Annotated in this window: 12 protein-coding genes; 4 read left to right on the top strand and 8 right to left on the bottom strand. The window is 63.8% G+C overall.

Annotation, left to right across the window (positions count from 1 at the left end; all coding sequences use genetic code 11):
• Positions 1-67 precede the first annotated feature (67 nt).
• From odhB to typA, 3 genes are all read right to left on the bottom strand, one after another.
• Complete coding sequence (odhB, locus tag J7024_RS07325) at positions 68-1,345, bottom strand: 2-oxoglutarate dehydrogenase complex dihydrolipoyllysine-residue succinyltransferase (protein WP_124825842.1); 1,278 nt, start codon at positions 1,343-1,345, stop codon at positions 68-70.
• A gap of 135 nt (positions 1,346-1,480) precedes the next feature.
• A complete protein-coding gene (locus J7024_RS07320) occupies positions 1,481-4,345 on the bottom strand; it encodes a 2-oxoglutarate dehydrogenase E1 component (RefSeq protein ID WP_124825843.1) in 2,865 nt (954 codons plus the stop codon).
• Positions 4,346-4,661: 316 nt separating this feature from the next.
• Positions 4,662-6,488 (bottom strand): translational GTPase TypA, encoded by a 1,827-nt coding sequence (gene typA / locus J7024_RS07315; RefSeq protein WP_124825845.1) that lies wholly within the window; start codon positions 6,486-6,488, stop codon positions 4,662-4,664.
• 326 nt (positions 6,489-6,814) lie between these two features.
• On the opposite strand from typA, the gene J7024_RS07310 reads away from it, so the two are divergent.
• The 4 genes from J7024_RS07310 (at position 6,815) to J7024_RS07295 (ending at position 11,747) form a co-directional block, all read left to right on the top strand.
• On the top strand, positions 6,815-7,309 hold the full coding sequence (locus tag J7024_RS07310; protein ID WP_124825846.1) for a MarR family winged helix-turn-helix transcriptional regulator: 495 nt from the start codon (positions 6,815-6,817) through the stop codon (positions 7,307-7,309).
• 84 nt (positions 7,310-7,393) lie between these two features.
• Entirely contained in the window at positions 7,394-8,890 is a 1,497-nt protein-coding gene (locus tag J7024_RS07305) for an efflux transporter outer membrane subunit (RefSeq protein WP_124825847.1), read from the top strand.
• Positions 8,891-8,942: 52 nt separating this feature from the next.
• On the top strand, positions 8,943-10,160 hold the full coding sequence (locus J7024_RS07300; protein WP_124825848.1) for an HlyD family secretion protein: 1,218 nt from the start codon (positions 8,943-8,945) through the stop codon (positions 10,158-10,160).
• Positions 10,161-10,187: 27 nt separating this feature from the next.
• Complete coding sequence (locus J7024_RS07295; protein ID WP_124825849.1) at positions 10,188-11,747, top strand: DHA2 family efflux MFS transporter permease subunit; 1,560 nt, start codon at positions 10,188-10,190, stop codon at positions 11,745-11,747.
• 92 nt (positions 11,748-11,839) lie between these two features.
• Here the strand turns inward: J7024_RS07295 and truB are convergent, their stop codons facing one another.
• From truB to rimP, 5 genes are all read right to left on the bottom strand, one after another.
• Complete coding sequence (gene truB / locus J7024_RS07290; protein ID WP_124825850.1) at positions 11,840-12,772, bottom strand: tRNA pseudouridine(55) synthase TruB; 933 nt, start codon at positions 12,770-12,772, stop codon at positions 11,840-11,842.
• Between the two features lie 13 nt (positions 12,773-12,785).
• Positions 12,786-13,184, bottom strand: a complete 399-nt coding sequence (gene rbfA, locus J7024_RS07285; protein ID WP_006495346.1) for a 30S ribosome-binding factor RbfA — start codon at positions 13,182-13,184, stop codon at positions 12,786-12,788.
• 113 nt (positions 13,185-13,297) lie between these two features.
• Positions 13,298-16,219 (bottom strand): translation initiation factor IF-2, encoded by a 2,922-nt coding sequence (infB, locus tag J7024_RS07280; RefSeq protein WP_175752602.1) that lies wholly within the window; start codon positions 16,217-16,219, stop codon positions 13,298-13,300.
• A 91-nt stretch (positions 16,220-16,310) separates the two neighbouring features.
• Entirely contained in the window at positions 16,311-17,786 is a 1,476-nt protein-coding gene (gene nusA / locus J7024_RS07275) for a transcription termination factor NusA (RefSeq protein ID WP_096506826.1), read from the bottom strand.
• Complete coding sequence (gene rimP / locus J7024_RS07270) at positions 17,786-18,244, bottom strand: ribosome maturation factor RimP (protein WP_096506827.1); 459 nt, start codon at positions 18,242-18,244, stop codon at positions 17,786-17,788. The genes nusA and rimP overlap by 1 nt, the downstream gene beginning before the upstream one ends.
• Positions 18,245-18,379: the final 135 nt, after the last annotated feature.

Here is an 18,379-nt window from a genome sequence, read left to right as displayed (position 1 = left end):
CTTGTGCGCCCGCACGCTCGCGCATGTGCGCGAGCGTGCGGAGCGGGTCAATGCGGTGAGACTCGGCTTACAGGTCGAGCAGCAGGCGTGCCGGATCTTCCAGCGCATCCTTCATCGCGACGAGCGACAGCACCGCTTCGCGGCCGTCGATGATCCGGTGGTCGTACGACAGCGCCAGGTAGTTGATCGGGCGGATCACGATCTGGCCGTTTTCGACAACCGGGCGCTCCTTCGTCGCGTGCACGCCGAGGATTGCCGATTGCGGCGGGTTGATGATCGGGGTCGACAGCATCGAGCCGAACACGCCGCCGTTCGAGATCGAGAACGTACCGCCCGTCATTTCTTCGATCGACAGCTTGCCGTCCTTTGCCTTCTGGCCGAATTCGGCGATCTTCTTCTCGATTTCGGCGAGGCTCAGTTGATCCGCGTTGCGCAGGATCGGCACGACCAGACCGCGCGGCGAACCGACCGCGATACCGATGTCGAAGTAGCCGTGGTAGACGATGTCGTTACCGTCGATCGACGCGTTCACCAGCGGGAACTTCTTCAGCGCGTGCACGGCCGCCTTCACGAAGAACGACATGAAGCCGAGCTTCACGCCATGTTCCTTCTCGAACTTGTCCTTGTACTTCGAGCGCAGGTCCATGACCGGCTGCATGTTGACTTCGTTGAACGTCGTCAGGATCGCGTTGGTCTGCTGCGATTCGAGCAGACGCTCGGCGATACGCGCACGCAGACGCGACATCGGCACGCGCTGTTCCGGACGGTCGTTCAGCCACGTCGTTGCCGACGCCGGCACCTTCACTTCCGGCAGCGACGGCTTCGCAGCGGCGGTCTTCGCCGGCGCGGCGGCCGGAGCAGCCTTCGGTGCGCTGCCTGCGGACAGCGCGTCGCCCTTCGTGACGCGGCCGTCGCGGCCCGAACCTGCGACGTCGCCTGCCGACAGACCCTTCTCGGCCAGCAGCTTCGCTGCGGCCGGCGATGCAGCAGCCGAGCTCGATGCCGTTGCAGCAGCCGGCTGCGCTGCCGGTGCGGCTGCAACAGGTGCTGCCGCCGGCTTGACTTCGGCGGCGCCTGCCGCTGCTTCGGCCGCGCCGGCCTTCGCTTCGGTGTCGATCGTCGCGATGATCTGGTCGGCAACGACCGTGTCACCGTCGTTCTGCAGCACTTGCGTGAGCACGCCCGCTGCCGGTGCCGGCACTTCGAGCACGACCTTGTCGGTCTCGAGTTCGATCAGGATTTCGTCCTGCGCGACTGCTTCGCCCGGCTTCTTCTTCCACTGCAGCATGGTGGCTTCCGAAACCGACTCCGAAAGCTGGGGGACTTTGACTTCTACGATAGCCATGTGATTTTCCTGGATGCTTAATCTGGGTAATGACGAGGTTCGTGCGATTCCTTCGGCCGGTGCGGCGCGCAACGCGCCCGGCGGGCCAAAAGAGACGGGAAAGCGCAGCGCGCCTTCCCGTTTCGCTTCCGTCGGTTATTTCGCGATCGATGCGCTCTTCAGGCGGCCGAAAGCACCTTCGATGAGGGCCTTCTGCTGCTCGTAGTGCTTCGCGTAGTAGCCAACCGCCGGCGAGGCCGAAGCCGGACGGCCGCTGTATGCCAGCTTCTGCCCGTCCTTCATGCCTTCCTTCAGGTGGTGCTCGACGTAGAACCAGGGGCCCTGGTTCTGCGGCTCGTCCTGCACCCAGACCACTTCAGTCGCGTTCTCGTACTTCTTCATCTCGGCTTCGAACTGCTTGTGCGCGAACGGATACAGCTGCTCGATACGGATGATCGCGACGTCGTTCGCCTTCGCTTCGCGGCGGTGCGCGACGAGGTCGTAGTACACGCGGCCCGAGCAAGCCAGCACGCGCTTGACCTTCTTCGCGTCGATGCCGCCATCGGTTTCGCCCAGCACCGGCTGGAACGAACCCTTCGCGAGTTCCGACAGGTCCGACACCGCTTCCTTGTGGCGCAGCAGCGACTTCGGCGTAGCGACGATCAGCGGCTTGCGGAACAGGCGGATCATCTGGCGGCGCAGCAGGTGGAAAATCTGCGCCGGGGTCGTCGGCTGAACGACCTGCATGTTGTGGTCAGCACACAATTGCAGGAAACGCTCGATACGGGTCGACGAGTGCTCCGGACCCTGGCCTTCGTAGCCGTGCGGCAGCAGCATCGTGAGACCCGACACGCGGCCCCACTTCACTTCGCCCGACGAGATGAACTGGTCGATCACGACCTGCGCGCCGTTCACGAAGTCGCCGAACTGCGCTTCCCACAGCACGAGCGTGTTCGGCTCGGCGGTCGAGTAACCGTATTCGAAGCCCAGCACCGCTTCTTCCGACAGCACCGAGTCGATCACCGTGAACTTCGCCTGACCTTCGGCGATGTTCTGCAGCGGCACGTACGTGCCGTCGTTCCAGCGCTCGCGGTTCTGGTCATGCAGCACCGCGTGACGGTGCGTGAACGTGCCGCGGCCCGAGTCCTGGCCCGTCAGGCGCACCGAGTAGCCCGATGCAACGAGCGACGCGAATGCGAGGTGTTCGCCCATGCCCCAGTCGAGCGGCTGGTCGCCACGCGCCATGTTGCGGCGGTCGTTGATCACGCGCTCGACGAGCGGGTGAACCTTGAAGTTTTCCGGGACCGTCGTGATGCGTTCGCCGAGGCGCTTCAGTTCGGCGAGCGGCACGGCCGTATCGGCTGCGTCCGTCCACTTGCGGTTCAGGAACGGAACCCAGTCGACCGCGTATTTGCTCTTGTAGTTCGACAGGACCGGATCGACGGTGTGGTGGCCGTCGTCCATCGCCTTGCGGTACGCCTTCACGTAGTTGTCGGCGTCTTCCGCGGTGATCACACCCTGCTGCACGAGCTTCTCGGCGTACAGCGCACGGGTGCCCGGGTGCTGCGCGATCTTCTTGTACATCAGCGGCTGCGTGACCGCCGGCGTGTCCTGCTCGTTGTGACCCAGCTTGCGGAAGCAGACGATGTCGATCACGACATCCTTGTGGAACTGCATCCGGTAGTCGATTGCGATCTGGATCGCGAGAACGACAGCTTCCGGATCGTCGCCGTTCACATGCAGCACCGGCGCTTCGATCATCTTGACCACGTCGGTACAGTACAGCGTCGAGCGCGCATCGCGCGGGTCCGACGTCGTGAAGCCGATCTGGTTGTTGATGACGATGTGCAGCGTGCCGTGCGTGCCGTAACCGCGCGTCTGTGCGAGGTTCAGCGTTTCCATCACGACGCCCTGGCCAGCGAAGGCCGCGTCGCCGTGGATCTGCACCGGCAGCACTTGCAGGCCGTCTTCGTCGCCGCGACGGTCCATCCGCGCCTTCGCGGAACCTTCGACCACCGGGTTCACGATTTCGAGGTGCGACGGGTTGAACGCAAGCGACAGGTGGACCGGGCCGCCTTCGGTCGACACGTCCGACGAGAAGCCCTTGTGGTACTTCACGTCACCGGCCGGCAGGTCGTCGACGTGCTTGCCTTCGAATTCGGCAAACAGGTCGGCCGGCATCTTGCCCAGCGTGTTGACCAGCACGTTCAGGCGACCGCGGTGAGCCATGCCAATGATGATTTCCTGCACGCCGCTCTTGCCCGCGTGCTGGACGACTTCGTCCATTGCCGCGATGAAGCTCTCGCCGCCTTCGAGCGAGAAACGCTTCTGGCCGACGTACTTGGTGTGCAGGTAACGCTCGAGGCCTTCGGCGGCCGTCAGGCGATTCAGGATGTGCTTCTTCTTGTCGGCCGAGAAAGCCGGCGTCGCGCGGGTCGATTCCAGGCGCTCCTGCCACCAGCGCTTCTGCTCCGGATCGCTGATGTACATGTACTCGGCGCCGATCGTGCCGCAGTACGTGTCACGCAGGCCCTTGACGATATCGCGCAACGAAGCCTGGTCGAAACCGAAATACAGGTTGCTCGCGCTGTACGTCTGGTCGAGATCGCCTTCCGAGAAGTCGTAGAAAGCCGGTTCGAGTTCGGGAATGGCGGGACGTTCGCGACGCTTCAGCGGATCCAGATTGGCCCATTGCGAGCCGAGGAAGCGATATGCGCTGATCAGGGACTGGACGTGAACCTGCTTGCGCGCGGTTGCCAGATTGCTGGTGCTTTCGCGCGGGATGAAGGCATTGGCCTTCGCACGCTCGGCGAACGATTCGACGATCGGGAAATGAGCGACGTCATTGGCGTTCGACCCGTCGGTTGCAGGGACGTTCTGCAACGCGTCGAAATACTCACGCCAGTTCTCCGGCACCGATGCCGGATTGTTGAGGTATGCATCGTACAGTTCTTCAACGTACGAAGCATTGCCGCCGAACAGATAGGAGTTCAGCTGAAACTGCTTCATTACATCTGACATTTTACGCTCACCTTTCTTCGAGCTTCTCGAGAAATAGCGGGTTACTCAACCTTCCGCGACACGGCCTGACCGTTTAGCGGATTGCGAATCAAGTCTTGCTTGGAAGGACCTAAAACTTGCGTGCGCGCAGCATATCACAGAACCGATACCGAAGTTCACGACGAAATGTGCCTGAAAGCACCGCGCGACGGGGTTTTGCCCGATTGCAACGACCCGCGGGAACAGTGTTTTGCAGGCTATCCGGTTGCGCATTGCGCAGATGCGAAAAAGGCCGCCCGAAGGCAGCCTTTTTTGTCATGCACGGGAGCGATCGAGCTTAGTCGACCGCACCTTCGCGGCTCGCGCGACGACGCTCGTGCTCCTTAAGGAAGCGCTTGCGCAGACGGATCGACTGCGGCGTCACTTCGACGAGTTCGTCGTCGTCGATGAATTCGACCGCGTATTCGAGCGACATCTGGACCGGCGGCACGAGACGCACGGCCTCGTCGGTACCCGACGCGCGCACGTTCGTCAGCTGCTTGCCCTTGATCGGGTTCACGACGAGGTCGTTGTCGCGGCTGTGGATGCCGATGATCATGCCCTCATACAGCGCATCACCCGGCTTCACGAACATGCGGCCGCGATCCTGCAGCTTCCACAGTGCGTATGCGACCGCTGCGCCGTCGTCCTGCGAGATCAGCACGCCGTTGCGGCGCTCGAAGACCGAGCCGTCCTTGACCGGTGCGTACGAGTCGAAGATGTGGCTCATCAGGCCCGTACCGCGCGTGAGCGTCAGGAATTCGCTCTGGAAGCCGATCAAGCCACGCGCCGAGATCTTGTACTCCAGACGCGTGCGGCCGCGGCCGTCCGACGCCATGTCGAGCATCTCGCCCTTACGGCGACCGAGCTCTTCCATCACGCCACCCTGGTGCTCGTCTTCGACGTCGACGGTCAGCAGCTCGTACGGCTCGTGCCGCACGCCGTCAACCTCCTGCATCACGACGCGCGGACGCGACACGGCCAGCTCGTACCCCTCACGGCGCATGTTCTCGACGAGAATCGTCAGGTGCAGTTCGCCACGGCCCGACACCTCGAACACCGTTTCGTCGCCCGTGTCCTTCACGCGCAGCGCAACGTTGTGGTTCAGCTCCTTCATCAGACGATCGCGGATCTGGCGGCTCGTCACGAACTTGCCTTCGCGGCCGGCCAGCGGCGACGAGTTGACGAGGAAGTTCATCGTCAGCGTCGGCTCGTCGACGGTGATCATCGGCAACGCTTCCGGCGTATCGACTGCGCAGATCGTCGCGCCGATACCGACGTCTTCAATACCGTTGATCAGCACGATGTCGCCCGCTTCAGCCGATTCGACCTGCACGCGCTCGAGACCCTTGAACGACAGCACCTGGTTGATCTTGCGGTTCAGCACGTCGCCTTCCGGGCCGAAGCGCATCACGACCGGCTGACCCGGCTTGATGCGGCCACGCGTGATACGGCCGACGCCGATCCGGCCGACGTACGTCGAAAAGTCGAGCGACGTGATCTGGAGTTGCAGCGGCGCTTCCGGGTCGGCCGGGCGAACCGGCACGTGCGCGAGGATCGCCTCGAACAGCGGGCGCATGTCGCCTTCGCGGGCGGCCGGGTCGAGCGACGCGTAGCCATTCAGGCCCGACGCGTAGACGATCGGGAAATCGAGCTGCTCTTCGGTCGCGCCGAGCTTGTCGAACAGGTCGAAGGTCTGGTTGATGACCCAGTCGATCCGCGCGCCCGGACGGTCGATCTTGTTGACGACGACGATCGGCTTCAGGCCGAGCGCCAGCGCCTTCTTCGTAACGAAGCGCGTTTGCGGCATCGGGCCTTCGACGGCGTCGACCAGCAGCAGCACCGAGTCGACCATCGACAGCACGCGCTCCACCTCGCCACCGAAGTCCGCGTGCCCCGGCGTGTCGACGATGTTGATGTGCGTGCCTTCGTATTCAACCGCGCAGTTCTTCGCGAGAATCGTGATCCCGCGCTCTTTTTCGATGTCGTTCGAGTCCATCACGCGCTCGGCAATCTGCTGGTTCTCGCGGAAGGTGCCGGACTGGCGGAGCAGTTGGTCGACGAGCGTAGTCTTGCCGTGGTCGACGTGAGCGATGATGGCGATATTGCGAAGGGCGCGGGTCATAGAAACCTGGAAATCGTTGAACGCGCAAACGCGCACGCTCGTTCGACACGTGCGCGCGCATTGCAGCTTGGAAACCACAAATTATAGCACGTGCGAATGACGAGAGCCGGGCTGCCCGCTGCAACGCAACAAGCAGCGCGCCTCCGCCCCTTCCCTTGCGCACCAAATCGACCGCTCGAAGCTGCCGCCAGTCGACCAAAAACCCTTACTCCCGCAAGGGGATTTTGACCCGCGGAGCGCACCCTGGTGGGTTCGATTAACATTTGCCGCGGCAAGCAATTGTGCCTATACTGCTGCCTAGTCAACTATTGCAGCTTCAGGGTTTTATGTCGGATTCTCCTTCCCAACCGCCCGTTTCGCCGCTGTCGTCGTATCAGATGAACGATAGCGTCGGTTATTTGATGTCGCGCGTGAAGTCGGTCATGACCAACCTCGTCACGCAACGCACGCAGGAAGAACTCGGCATCACCGGCACGCAGGCGAGCATGCTGTTCATGATCGCGGTCGGCAAATGCTCGACGGCCGCCGAACTCGCGCGGGAATACGGAATCGACGCGAGCGCGGTCACTCGCCTGCTCGACCGCGTCGAGAAGCGCGGCCTGCTGTGCCGCGTGCGCAGCATCGAGGATCGGCGGGTCGTGCGTCTCGAACTGACTGACGAAGGCCGTGCGCTCGCCGAGCGGCTGCCGCCGGTGTTCCGCAGCGTGCTCGACGAACTGCTGGGCGGATTTACGCCGGAGGAAGTCGGGTTCCTGAAGAGCATGCTGCGCCGCATTCTCAGCAACTATTGCGAGACGGCAGGTGGCAGTGTCACGCAATAGTTGCCATAACAATTACTTTTGACAGATTAATGTAAGGAAATCCTTGCAGTGTCCATTATTCATTCCGAGTCAGGGATCAGCGCGATGAAATCCACCCCGTTGTCCGTGCGCGCCGGTTCGTGCCGCGCCGCCGTCGCCGCCGCGGTTGCCGCGCTGGCACTGGCTGGCTGCGCGAACTACATCGGCATCAAGAGCGACAAGCAGATCGCTCCCGCGTCGCAATTCGAAACCGCCCAGAGCCTGCCGGCCCAGGACGGCCACTGGCCGGCGCTCGACTGGGCCAACCAGTTCGGCGATCCGCAGTTGCCGAAGCTGATCGACGAGGCGCTCCAGGGCAACCCGTCGATCGCGCAGGCGCAGGCGCGCATCGCGAAAGCGTCGTCGTATATCGAGACGTCGCGCTCCAACCTGATGCCGAAGGCCGAGGCCAGTTACTCGTGGACGCGCGAGCTGTATTCGTCGAATGCACTGTTCCCGCCGCCGTACGGGGGGCAGTGGTACAGCGAGAACAACGCGCTCGCAAGCGCATCGTGGGATCTCGACCTGTGGGGCAAGAACCGCGAACGCCTGCACACGGCCGTGTCGCAGGAAAAGGCCGCCGAAGCCGACATGCAGCAGGCGCGCATCACGCTCGCGTCGTCGGTCGCCCGCACCTACAACTCGCTCGCGCAACTCTATGCACTGCGCGACATCGCGCAACGCGAGATCACCAACCGCCAGACGGTCGGCAAGATCACCGACGGGCGGGTGTCGGCCGGCCTCGACACCAACGTGGAACGCCAGACCGCACGCGGCAATATCGCGACGACCCAGGCATCGCTGTCCGACCTCGACGGCCAGATCACGACGGTGCGCTACCAACTCGCCGCGCTGCTCGGCAAGGGACCGGATCGCGGGTTGCAGATCGCCGAGCCTGTGATGAACCCGAGCGCCGATGTGGCCCTGCCCGGCAACCTGCCGGCCGACCTCGTGTCGCGACGCCCCGACATCGTTGCCGCGCGCTGGCAGGTCGAGGCCGCGATGCATGACGTGAAGGAAGCGAAGGCGGAATTCTTCCCGGACGTGAACCTCGCGGCCGGCTTCGGCTTCGATGCATTCGGCTGGGGCAAATTCCTGAACTTCGCGAGCCGCCAGGCGCAGCTCGGCCCGGCGATCCACCTGCCGATCTTCGATGCCGGCGCGCTGCGCGCGCAGCTCAAGGGCCGCTACGCGGACTTCGACCTGTCGGTCGCGAACTATAACCAGACGCTGATCAACGCGCTGAACGATGTCGCGACGCAAGTTGCCTCGATCCGCGCGGTCGATCGCCAGATGGACGACGCACAGCGCGCGCTCGACGCGTCGACGCGAGCGTACGACCTCGCCGTGATCCGCTACAAGGCCGGTCTGTCGCCGCAGCTTCAGGTGCTGACCGCAGACAGCAACCGCCTCGCATCGGAACAGACCGTGACCAACCTGAAGATGCGCCGGCGCGACATGCAGCTCGCGCTGATCAAGGCGCTCGGCGGCGGGTTTGACGCGACCGGCACGCGACTCGCCGCGCCCGACGCGGACAAGCAGACAAAACAGGCCGCCAACTGATCCGGCGCCATCACTACGCAGACACTCGAAATAACGGACGGAGAAAATCGCCATGAGCGACGCTCAACAAAACGCCGCCAGCGCACAGCCGCAGAACAACGGGAAGCGCAAACGGATGATGACGCTGCTGATCGCGGTCATCGTGATCGCGGCCATCGCGTACGGCCTGTACTACTTCCTCGTCGCACGCTTCCATGAAGAGACCGACGACGCATACGTAAACGGCAACGTCGTGCAGATCACGCCGCAGGTCACGGGTACCGTGATCGCCGTGAAGGCCGACGATACGCAGACGGTCAAGGCCGGCGATCCGCTGGTCGTGCTCGATCCGGCCGATTCGCAAGTCGCCCTGCAGCAGGCAGAGGCCAACCTCGCCCAGACGGTGCGCCAGGTCCGCGGCCTGTTCGTCAACGACGACCAGTACCGCGCGCAAGTCGCACTGCGCGAGTCCGACCTGTCGAAGGCGCAGGACGACCTGCGTCGCCGCCTGGCTGTCGCGCAAACGGGCGCCGTGTCGCAGGAAGAAATCTCCCACGCACGCGACGCCGTGCGCGCTGCGCAGGCGTCGGTCGACGCGGCCCAGCAGCAGCTCGCATCGAACCGCGCGCTGACCGCGAACACGACGATCGCATCGCATCCGAACGTGCTGGCTGCCGCCGCGAAGGTTCGCGACGCGTATCTCGCGAATTCGCGTAACGTGCTGCCCGCCCCGGTCACCGGCTATGTCGCGAAGCGCTCGGTGCAAGTCGGTCAGCGGGTGTCGCCGGGCAATCCGCTGATGTCGGTCGTGCCGCTGAACGCGGTGTGGGTCGACGCGAACTTCAAGGAAGTCCAGCTCAAGCACATGCGCATCGGCCAGCCGGTCGAACTGACGGCCGACATCTACGGCTCGTCGATCGTCTACCACGGCAAGGTCGTCGGCTTCTCGGCCGGCACGGGCTCGGCGTTCTCGCTGCTGCCGGCGCAAAACGCGACGGGCAACTGGATCAAGGTCGTGCAGCGCCTGCCGGTGCGTATCGAAATCGATCCGAAGGACCTCGAGAAGCACCCGCTGCGCATCGGCCTGTCGATGCAGGTCGACGTCGACATCAAGGACGAGCGCGGCGACCAGCTCGCAAATGCGCAGAACACGGTCTACGAGACCGACGTGTTCGCAAAGTACGGTGACGAAGCCGATGCCGAAATCGCTCGCATCATCGCGGCGAACGCCGGCGGCAACGCGGCGGCACCGGCCGCGGCGAAGTCGAACGGCACCGCCAAGATGATGTAACGGCTCGATTCCGGAAAAACTACCGACATGGCACAGGCTCCTGTCTCCCACCCGCCCTTGCAGGGCGGGCAACTCGTGCTCGGGACGATCGCGGTATCGCTCGCGGTGTTCATGAACGTGCTCGACACGTCCATCGCGAACGTCGCGATCCCGACCATCTCGGGCGACCTCGGCGTGTCTTCCGACCAGGGTACGTGGGTCATCACGTCGTTCGCGGTCGCGAACGCGATCTCGGTCCCGCTGACGGGCTGGCTGACCGACCGTTTCGGGCAGGTTCGCCTGTTCCTCGCATCGATCATCCTGTTCGTCATCTCGTCGTGGATGTGCGGGCTGGCGCCGAGCCTGCCGTTCCTGCTCGCGTCGCGCGTGCTCCAGGGCGCGGTCGCCGGGCCTATGATCCCCCTGTCGCAATCGCTGCTGCTGTCGAGCTATCCCCGTGCGAAAGCGCCGATGGCGCTCGCCCTGTGGTCGATGACGACACTGATAGCGCCGGTCGCAGGGCCGATCCTCGGCGGCTGGATCTCGGACAATTATTCGTGGCCGTGGATCTTCTACGTGAACATCCCCGTCGGCATCGCCGCGGCGCTTGCCACATGGTCGATCTACCGCACGCGCGAATCGACGGTGCGTCGCGCGCCGATCGATGCGGTCGGCCTCGCGCTGCTCGTGCTGTGGGTCGGCTCGCTGCAGATCATGCTCGACAAAGGCAAGGATCTCGACTGGTTCGCGTCGACCACGATCGTCGCGCTCGCGCTGATTGCGATCATCTCGTTCGCGTTCTTCGTGATCTGGGAGCTGACCGCGGAACATCCGGTCGTCGACCTGTCGCTGTTCCGGATGCGGAACTTCACCGGCGGCACGATCGCGCTGGCGGTCGGCTACGGGCTCTACTTCGGCAACCTCGTGCTGCTGCCGCTGTGGCTGCAGACCCAGATCGGCTATACGGCGACCGATGCGGGCCTCGTGATGGCACCCGTCGGGCTGTTCGCGATCCTGCTGTCGCCGCTGACCGGCAAGTTCCTGCCCCGCACCGACCCGCGCTACATCGCAACCGCCGCATTCCTGACGTTCGCGCTGTGCTTCTGGATGCGCTCGCTCTACACGACCGGCGTCGACGAATGGTCGCTGATGCTGCCGACGCTCGTGCAGGGCATCGCGATGGCCGGCTTCTTCATCCCGCTCGTGTCGATCACGCTGTCCGGCCTGCCCGGCCACCGCATTCCCGCGGCATCGGGCCTGTCGAACTTCGTGCGGATCATGTGCGGCGGCATCGGCACGTCGATCTTCCAGACCGCGTGGGATCATCGGAACAACTTCCACCACGCACAACTGGTCGAGCAGGCGAATCCTTACAACCCGACGTTCAACCAGGCCGTCACGCAGATGGGCAACCTCGGGCTCACGCCGGAGCAGGCGCATGGCCTGATCAACAACATGGCCACCCAGCAGGCTGCGCAACTCGGCGTGAACGATCTGTTCTACATTTCCGCGGCGATCTTCGTGCTGCTGATCGGGCTGATCTGGATCACGAAGCCCGAACGCGCGGGCGGTGGCGATGCGGGTGCGGCTGCGTCGGCCGCGCACTGAGCACCACGCTCAAGGCCACGCTCCAAACAAAAAGCCCGGTCGATTCGACCGGGCTTTTTTTCGTTCCGCCAACGGCGCCTGCGCGCCTCACATCACTCAGCCGTCACGACGAGACGTTCGGGAGCGAGCACGCCGTTGGCCTTGCGCGCCACGCCAAGCAGGCGTCGTGCGTCGTACACGCGCACCCGATCGCCTTCTGCCGCGTCGATCGAATCAAGCGCCGACAGCGGCAGGCGCTGGCCGTGCAGGAAGCGCTTCGCACAGGCGTCATCGAGACGCACCAGCGGAAACGTCGACAGCAGCGCATCGACCGGCTGAAGCCACACGTCGCGTGCCGCTTCCGCGGCATCGGACAGCGTGTCGAGCGTCACCGCATGCTCGAGCGTCAGCGCACCGACACCCGTGCGGCGCAGCATCGTCAGATGCGCACCGCAGCCGAGGGCTTCGCCGATATCTTCCGCGAGCGTGCGCACGTAAGTGCCCTTGCTGCAGGTCACGCGAAACGTCACGTCCGGCAGTTCGCAGGCGAGCAGATCGAGCACATGAATCGTCACGTTGCGGCCTTCCCGCTCGACGGTCTGGCCCGCGCGCGCGTATTCATACAGCGGCTTGCCGTCGCGCTTGAGCGCCGAATACATCGGCGGCACCTGCACGATCTCACCGGTAAAGCGCGCCAGCGCTGCTTCCACTCCCGCGAGGTCGCATTCGACGGCACGCGTGTCGAGCACGTCGCCTTCCGCATCGCCGGTAGTCGTGCGCACGCCGAGACGCATCGTCGCTTCATAGGTCTTGTCGGCTTCGAGCAAGTCCTGCGAAAACTTCGTCGCCTCGCCGAAACACAGCGGCAACAACCCCGAGGCCAGCGGATCGAGCGTGCCGGTATGACCGGCCTTCTTCGCGAGCAGCAGGCGCTTCGCGCGAATCAATGCGTCGTTGCTCGACAAACCGACAGGCTTGTCGAGCAGAAGGACGCCGTCCAGTGCGCGCCGCGGCACACGTGGACGCTGGTTTGCTGCAGTCGTCATAGGGCGCGCGAGCTCAGTCGTCCTTCGCGGGCGCGTCGGCTTCGTCGTCGTCCTTCGCGCGCGTCGAGTTGGCTTCCTTGATCAGGCGCGACATTTCGACCGCCTTCTCGATCGTCTGATCGTAGTGGAAATGCAGCGTCGGCACGGTATGAATGTGCAGGCGCTTGAACAGCAGGTTGTGCAGGTGACCCGACGCATGGTTCAACGCTTCCTGCGTCTTGTCCGGATCGCCGGTGAGCGCCGTGAAATAGACCTTCGCGTGCGCGTAGTCCGGCGTGAGCTCGACGCTCTGGATGGTCACGATACCGATCCGCGGGTCTTTGACCTCGCGCATGATGAGTTCGGACAGATCGCGCTGAATCTGATCGGCAATCTGAACGTTGCGATTGGGGGAAGTACGCTTCCTGGACATGATCGATCCGTGATCCGTTTATCAGGATAAAGCGGCGCGCCGTTGGCACGCCACCATGAAAATGGGCGGGACAGGCCCAAGCCTGCCCCGCCCCATGAGCCGATACGCGACGATTACAACGTACGTGCGACTTCGGTCACTTCGAAGACTTCGAACTGGTCGCCTTCGATGACGTCGTTGAAGTTCTTCACCGACATACCGCACTCGAAGCCTTGCTTGACTTCCTTCACGTCGTCCTTGAAGCGCTTCAGCGATTCGAGTTCGCCCGTGAAGATCACGACGTTGTTGCGCAGCACGCGAACCGACGACGAGCGCTTGACGATACCGTCGGTGACCATACAGCCGGCGACCGTGCCGATCTTCGGCACCTTGAACACCTGGCGCACCTCGACCATGCCGGTGATGACTTCGCGCTTCTCCGGCGCCAGCATGCCCGACATTGCCGCCTTCACCTCATCCACTGCGTCATAGATGATGTTGTAGTAGCGAATGTCGATACCGTTCGACTCGGCCAGCTTGCGCGCCTGTGCATCCGCACGCGTGTTGAAGCCGATGATGACCGCCTTCGATGCCGTTGCCAGGTTGACGTCGTTTTCGCTGATGCCGCCCACCGCGCTGTGCACGATCTGCACACGCACTTCGTCGGTTGACAGCTTGAGCAGCGACTGCACGAGTGCTTCCTGCGAGCCCTGCACGTCCGCCTTGATGATGAGCGGCAGGTTCTGCACTTCGCCTTCGCCCATCTGCTCGAGCATGCTTTCCAGCTTCGCGGCCTGCTGCTTCGCCAGCTTGACGTCGCGGAACTTGCCCTGACGGAACAGCGCGATTTCGCGCGCCTTGCGCTCGTCCGGCAGCACGATCACTTCCTCGCCTGCGCCCGGCACTTCCGACAGACCCTGGATTTCGACCGGGATCGACGGGCCAGCTTCCTTCGTCGGCTTGCCGTTCTCGTCGAGCATTGCACGCACGCGGCCATAAGCCGTGCCTGCCAGCACGATGTCGCCACGGTTCAGCGTACCGGACTGCACCAGGATCGTCGCGACCGGGCCCTTGCCCTTGTCGAGCTTCGCTTCGATCACGATGCCCTTGGCCGGCGCTTCGATCGGCGCCTTCAGTTCCAGCACTTCGGCTTGCAGCAGCACGTTTTCGAGCAGGTCGTCGATACCGGCGCCCGTCTTTGCCGACACCGGCACGAACGGCGAATCGCCACCGTATTCTTCCGGCACGACGCCTTCGGCGACCAGTTCCTGCTTGACGCGGTCCGGGTTCGCTTCCGGCTTGTCGATCTTGTTGATCGCCACGACGATCGGCACGCCACCCGCCTTCGCGTGAGCAATGGCTTCCTTCGTCTGCGGCATCACACCGTCGTCGGCAGCCACCACCAGCACCACGATGTCGGTCGCCTTCGCGCCGCGTGCGCGCATTGCCGTGAACGCCTCGTGACCCGGCGTATCGAGGAACGTGATGACGCCGCGCGGTGTATCGACGTGGTAAGCGCCGATGTGCTGCGTAATGCCGCCCGCTTCGCCCGCTGCAACCTTCGCGCGGCGGATGTGATCGAGCAGCGAGGTCTTGCCGTGGTCGACGTGACCCATCACCGTGACGACCGGCGGACGCGGCAGCTGCTCCGCATCGGTACTGGTCTCGCCTTCGACCAGCAGCGCTTCCGGATCGTCCAGCTTTGCCGCGACTGCGCGGTGGCCCAGTTCCTCGACGACGATCATCGCCGTTTCCTGATCCAGCACCTGGTTGATCGTGACCATCTGGCCCATCTTCATCATCACCTTGATGACTTCAGAGGCCTTGATCGACATCTTGTGCGCGAGATCGGCAACCGAAACGGTTTCCGGCACGTGCACTTCACGCACGATCGGTTCGGTCGGCGCCTGGAACGTCGATGCGCTGTCCTGGTGACGGCCGCGACCCTTCGGGCCGCCGCGCCAGCCGCGGTCGACACCGCCGCTCGAATCTCCACGCGTCTTGATGCCGCGGCGCTTCGCTGCGTCGTCCTGCCAGCCGCCCTTGCCGCCGCCCGGCTTCTTGTTGCGGTCGCCCGCACCTGCCGGAGCCTGCGTCGTAGCCGGCGCTGTACCTGCCGGCTTCTTCACGGCCGGACGTGCTTGCGCGCCCGCGCCAGCCGGCTTGGCCGGCTTGTGCAGCGTGCCCTTCGCTTCGGCCGGCTTCGGCGGTTCCACCGGCTTCGGCGGCTCGACCGCCTTGACCACTGCCTTGCGCGGCGTGTTCATCATTTCGCGGATCGCGCGTGCTTCGGCTTCTGCCGCCGCGCGACGCTTGCTGATCTCTTCCTGCTCGGCGCGCGCCTTATCCGCCGCCTCGCGGGCAGCGTCTTCGGCCTTCTTCGCCGCTTCACGCTGCGCCGCACGTTCTGCGGCTGCGCGTGCTTCGTCCTGCGCGGACTGCGTACCTGTCGCTTCCTGCTTGGCCTCGGCGGCCTGCTGGGCAGCAGCCTGCTGAGCCGCAGCGGCTTCGGCCGCAGCACGCTTCGCCGCAGCTTCTTCCTCGGCACGACGACGCTCGGCTTCAGCCGCTTCCTCGCGGGCACGACGCTCGGCTTCTTCACGCTCGAGGCGCTCTTGACGCTCGCGCAGTTCCTGCGCCTGCTTCTCGAGCAGTTCGGCCTCGCGGCGCGCCTCTTCCTCGCGACGCTTCAGTTCTGCGTCATCGTCCGCTTCGGCGACCTGCGCCTGACCCTGTTCCGCACCCTCGCTCACTTCGTCGCGCTTGACGAACGTGCGCTTCTTGCGGACCTCGACCTGAATGGTGCGAGCCTTGCCCGTCGCGTCAGATTGCTTGATCTCCGACGTATGCTTGCGGGTCAGCGTGATCTTGCGCTTGTCGCCGTCGGTTGCGCCGTGCGACTTGCGCAAATGATCGAGCAGACGCGCCTTGTCCGCTTCGGACAGCGCATCGTCTTCACTCGCTTTCTGGACGCCCGCTGCCTGCAGCTGCTCGAGCAGCACACCAGCAGGCATTTTCAGTTCCGCGGCAAATTGGGCTACGTTGTTACTCGCCATTCATTCCTCTTAGTGCAAGGACCGATTCCTTGCGGTTAGCATCGGGTCAGGCCATACGGCCGCCATCAAATCAGTGCGCCATGGTCATTTCTCACTGGAACCAATGTTCACGTGCTTTCATGATCAACGCCTTAGCGGCATCCTCTTCCATCCCGGTCATGTCGACCAGTTCATCCACAGCCAGCTCGGCGAGATCGTCCCGCGTCTGCATGCCATGTTCGGCCAGCTTCGCGAGCAACTCCGGCGTGACGCCGTCGAGGCCCTTCAAATCCAGCGCTGCATTCTCGACCTTTTCTTCATTCGCGATCGCCATCGTCAGCAATGCGTCGCGCGCGCGGTTGCGCAGCTCATGCACGGTGTCCTCGTCGAATGCCTCGATTTCGAGCATTTCGTTGAGCGGCACATAAGCGATTTCTTCGAGACTCGTGAAGCCTTCGTCGATCAGGATGTCGGCAACTTCTTCGTCGACATCGAGACGCGCCATGAACAGCGCACGCAGGCGGTCGCGTTCCTCGCCCTGCTTCAGGGCGGACTCGTCCGGCGTCATGATGTTGATCTGCCAGCCGGTCAGTTCGCCGGCAAGGCGAACGTTCTGACCGCTGCGGCCGATCGCGACAGCCAGCTCGTTCTCGTCGACGACGACGTCCATCGAGTGCTTTTCTTCATCGACGACGATCGACTGGACAGCTGCCGGCGCGAGCGCGCCGATCACGAACTGGGCGGGATCCTCCGACCATAGCACGATGTCGATATTTTCGCCACCGAGCTCGTTGCGCACGGCCTGCACGCGCGAGCCGCGGATGCCGACGCAGGTGCCGATCGGATCGATCCGCTTGTCGTAGGCGATCACGCCGATCTTCGCGCGCACACCCGGATCGCGAGCGGCTGCCTTGATCTCGAGCAGGCCCTGCTCGATTTCCGGCACTTCCATCTCGAACAGCTTCATCAGGAATTCCGGCGCCGTACGCGACAGTTCGATCTGCGGACCGCGCGCGGTACGGTCGACCTTCGCGATGTACGCACGCACGCGGTCGCCCACGCGCAGGTTTTCCTTCGGGATCAACTGGTCGCGGCGCAGCAGCGCTTCGACGCGGCCCGATTCGACGATGAAGTTGCCCTTGTCCAGGCGCTTCACCGTTCCCGTCATGATCTTTTCGCCACGCTCGAGGTAGTCGTTCAGGATCTGCTCGCGCTCGGCATCGCGCACCTTCTGCAGGATCACCTGCTTCGCAGCCTGCGCACCGATACGGCCGAACTCGATCGACGGCACCGGCTCCTCGATGAATTCGCCGACTTCGACGTCGGATTTCTGCTCACGCGCTTCGAACAGCAGGATCTCGCGATCCGGCTCCTGCAAGCCCGCCTCGTCGGGTACGACGAGCCAGCGACGGAAGGTTTCGTGCTCGCCGCTTTCGCGATCGATATGGACGCGAATTTCGGCGCCTTCGTCGAACAGCTTCTTGGACGCGGACGCGAGCGCAGCCTCGAGGGCGCCCAGCACCACATCCTTGTCGACGTTTTTCTCGCGCGCCAGCGCATCCACCAGCATCAACACTTCGCGACTCATTATTTGCGGCTCCTAAAGTCAACTTGCGGAATCAGGCGGGCTTTATCGATATCGGCCAGCGTGAAATCCAGCATGGCTGCCTCGCCCTTCTCCCTCTCAAATTCCAAACCGATCGTTTCGCCATTCGGCGCGTGCAGAATGCCACGGTACGTCTTGCGCCCGTCCAGCGGCTTTTTCAAGGTCACGGAAGCCTCGCTGCCGGCGAAGCGCTCGAAGTCGGCCAGCTTCTTCAACGGGCGGTCGAGCCCCGGGGACGAGACTTCAAGCCGTTCGTAATCGATGTTTTCGACCGTCAAGACGTGCTGGAGCTGACGCGTGACCTTTTCGCAATCTTCGAGCGAGATGCCGGCAAGCTGATCGATATAGATGCAAAGCATGCCGCGCCCGGTGCGCTCAAGATCCACCAGCTCGTAGCCGAGCCCGGTGACCGTGGTTTCTATCAGTTCCGTCAGTTGCACAGTGTCCTCTCAGGTGTTCGCGCCCGCCGCTCGCGATTCACCCGCGGGCGCGCGCCTTAGCCGGCGCAGGAAGCGCTACCCGAGATGCCTAACCGTTTCAGCAAAAAAAAATGGGCGGAACGCCCATCTTCTTAC

Source organism: Burkholderia sp. WTPI3 (assembly GCF_021483755.1).
GTDB lineage: Bacteria > Pseudomonadota > Gammaproteobacteria > Burkholderiales > Burkholderiaceae > Burkholderia.
The sequence above is the reverse complement of the archived record's forward strand: the minus strand, read 5'-3'. Positions and strand labels throughout refer to the sequence as shown.

Bases quoted from the DNA above. Each gene is read 5' to 3' on its own strand.
- J7024_RS07310 (WP_124825846.1), top strand. From the start codon at position 6,815: ATGTCGGATTCTCCTTCCCAACCGCCCGTTTCGCCGCTGTCGTCGTAT.
- typA (WP_124825845.1), bottom strand. From the start codon at position 6,488: ATGACCCGCGCCCTTCGCAATATCGCCATCATCGCTCACGTCGACCAC.
- rbfA (WP_006495346.1), bottom strand. From the start codon at position 13,184: ATGTCCAGGAAGCGTACTTCCCCCAATCGCAACGTTCAGATTGCCGAT.
- J7024_RS07300 (WP_124825848.1), top strand. From the start codon at position 8,943: ATGAGCGACGCTCAACAAAACGCCGCCAGCGCACAGCCGCAGAACAAC.
- J7024_RS07295 (WP_124825849.1), top strand. From the start codon at position 10,188: ATGGCACAGGCTCCTGTCTCCCACCCGCCCTTGCAGGGCGGGCAACTC.
- nusA (WP_096506826.1), bottom strand. From the start codon at position 17,786: ATGAGTCGCGAAGTGTTGATGCTGGTGGATGCGCTGGCGCGCGAGAAA.
- odhB (WP_124825842.1), bottom strand. From the start codon at position 1,345: ATGGCTATCGTAGAAGTCAAAGTCCCCCAGCTTTCGGAGTCGGTTTCG.
- truB (WP_124825850.1), bottom strand. From the start codon at position 12,772: ATGACGACTGCAGCAAACCAGCGTCCACGTGTGCCGCGGCGCGCACTG.
- infB (WP_175752602.1), bottom strand. From the start codon at position 16,219: ATGGCGAGTAACAACGTAGCCCAATTTGCCGCGGAACTGAAAATGCCT.
- J7024_RS07320 (WP_124825843.1), bottom strand. From the start codon at position 4,345: ATGTCAGATGTAATGAAGCAGTTTCAGCTGAACTCCTATCTGTTCGGC.
- J7024_RS07305 (WP_124825847.1), top strand. From the start codon at position 7,394: ATGAAATCCACCCCGTTGTCCGTGCGCGCCGGTTCGTGCCGCGCCGCC.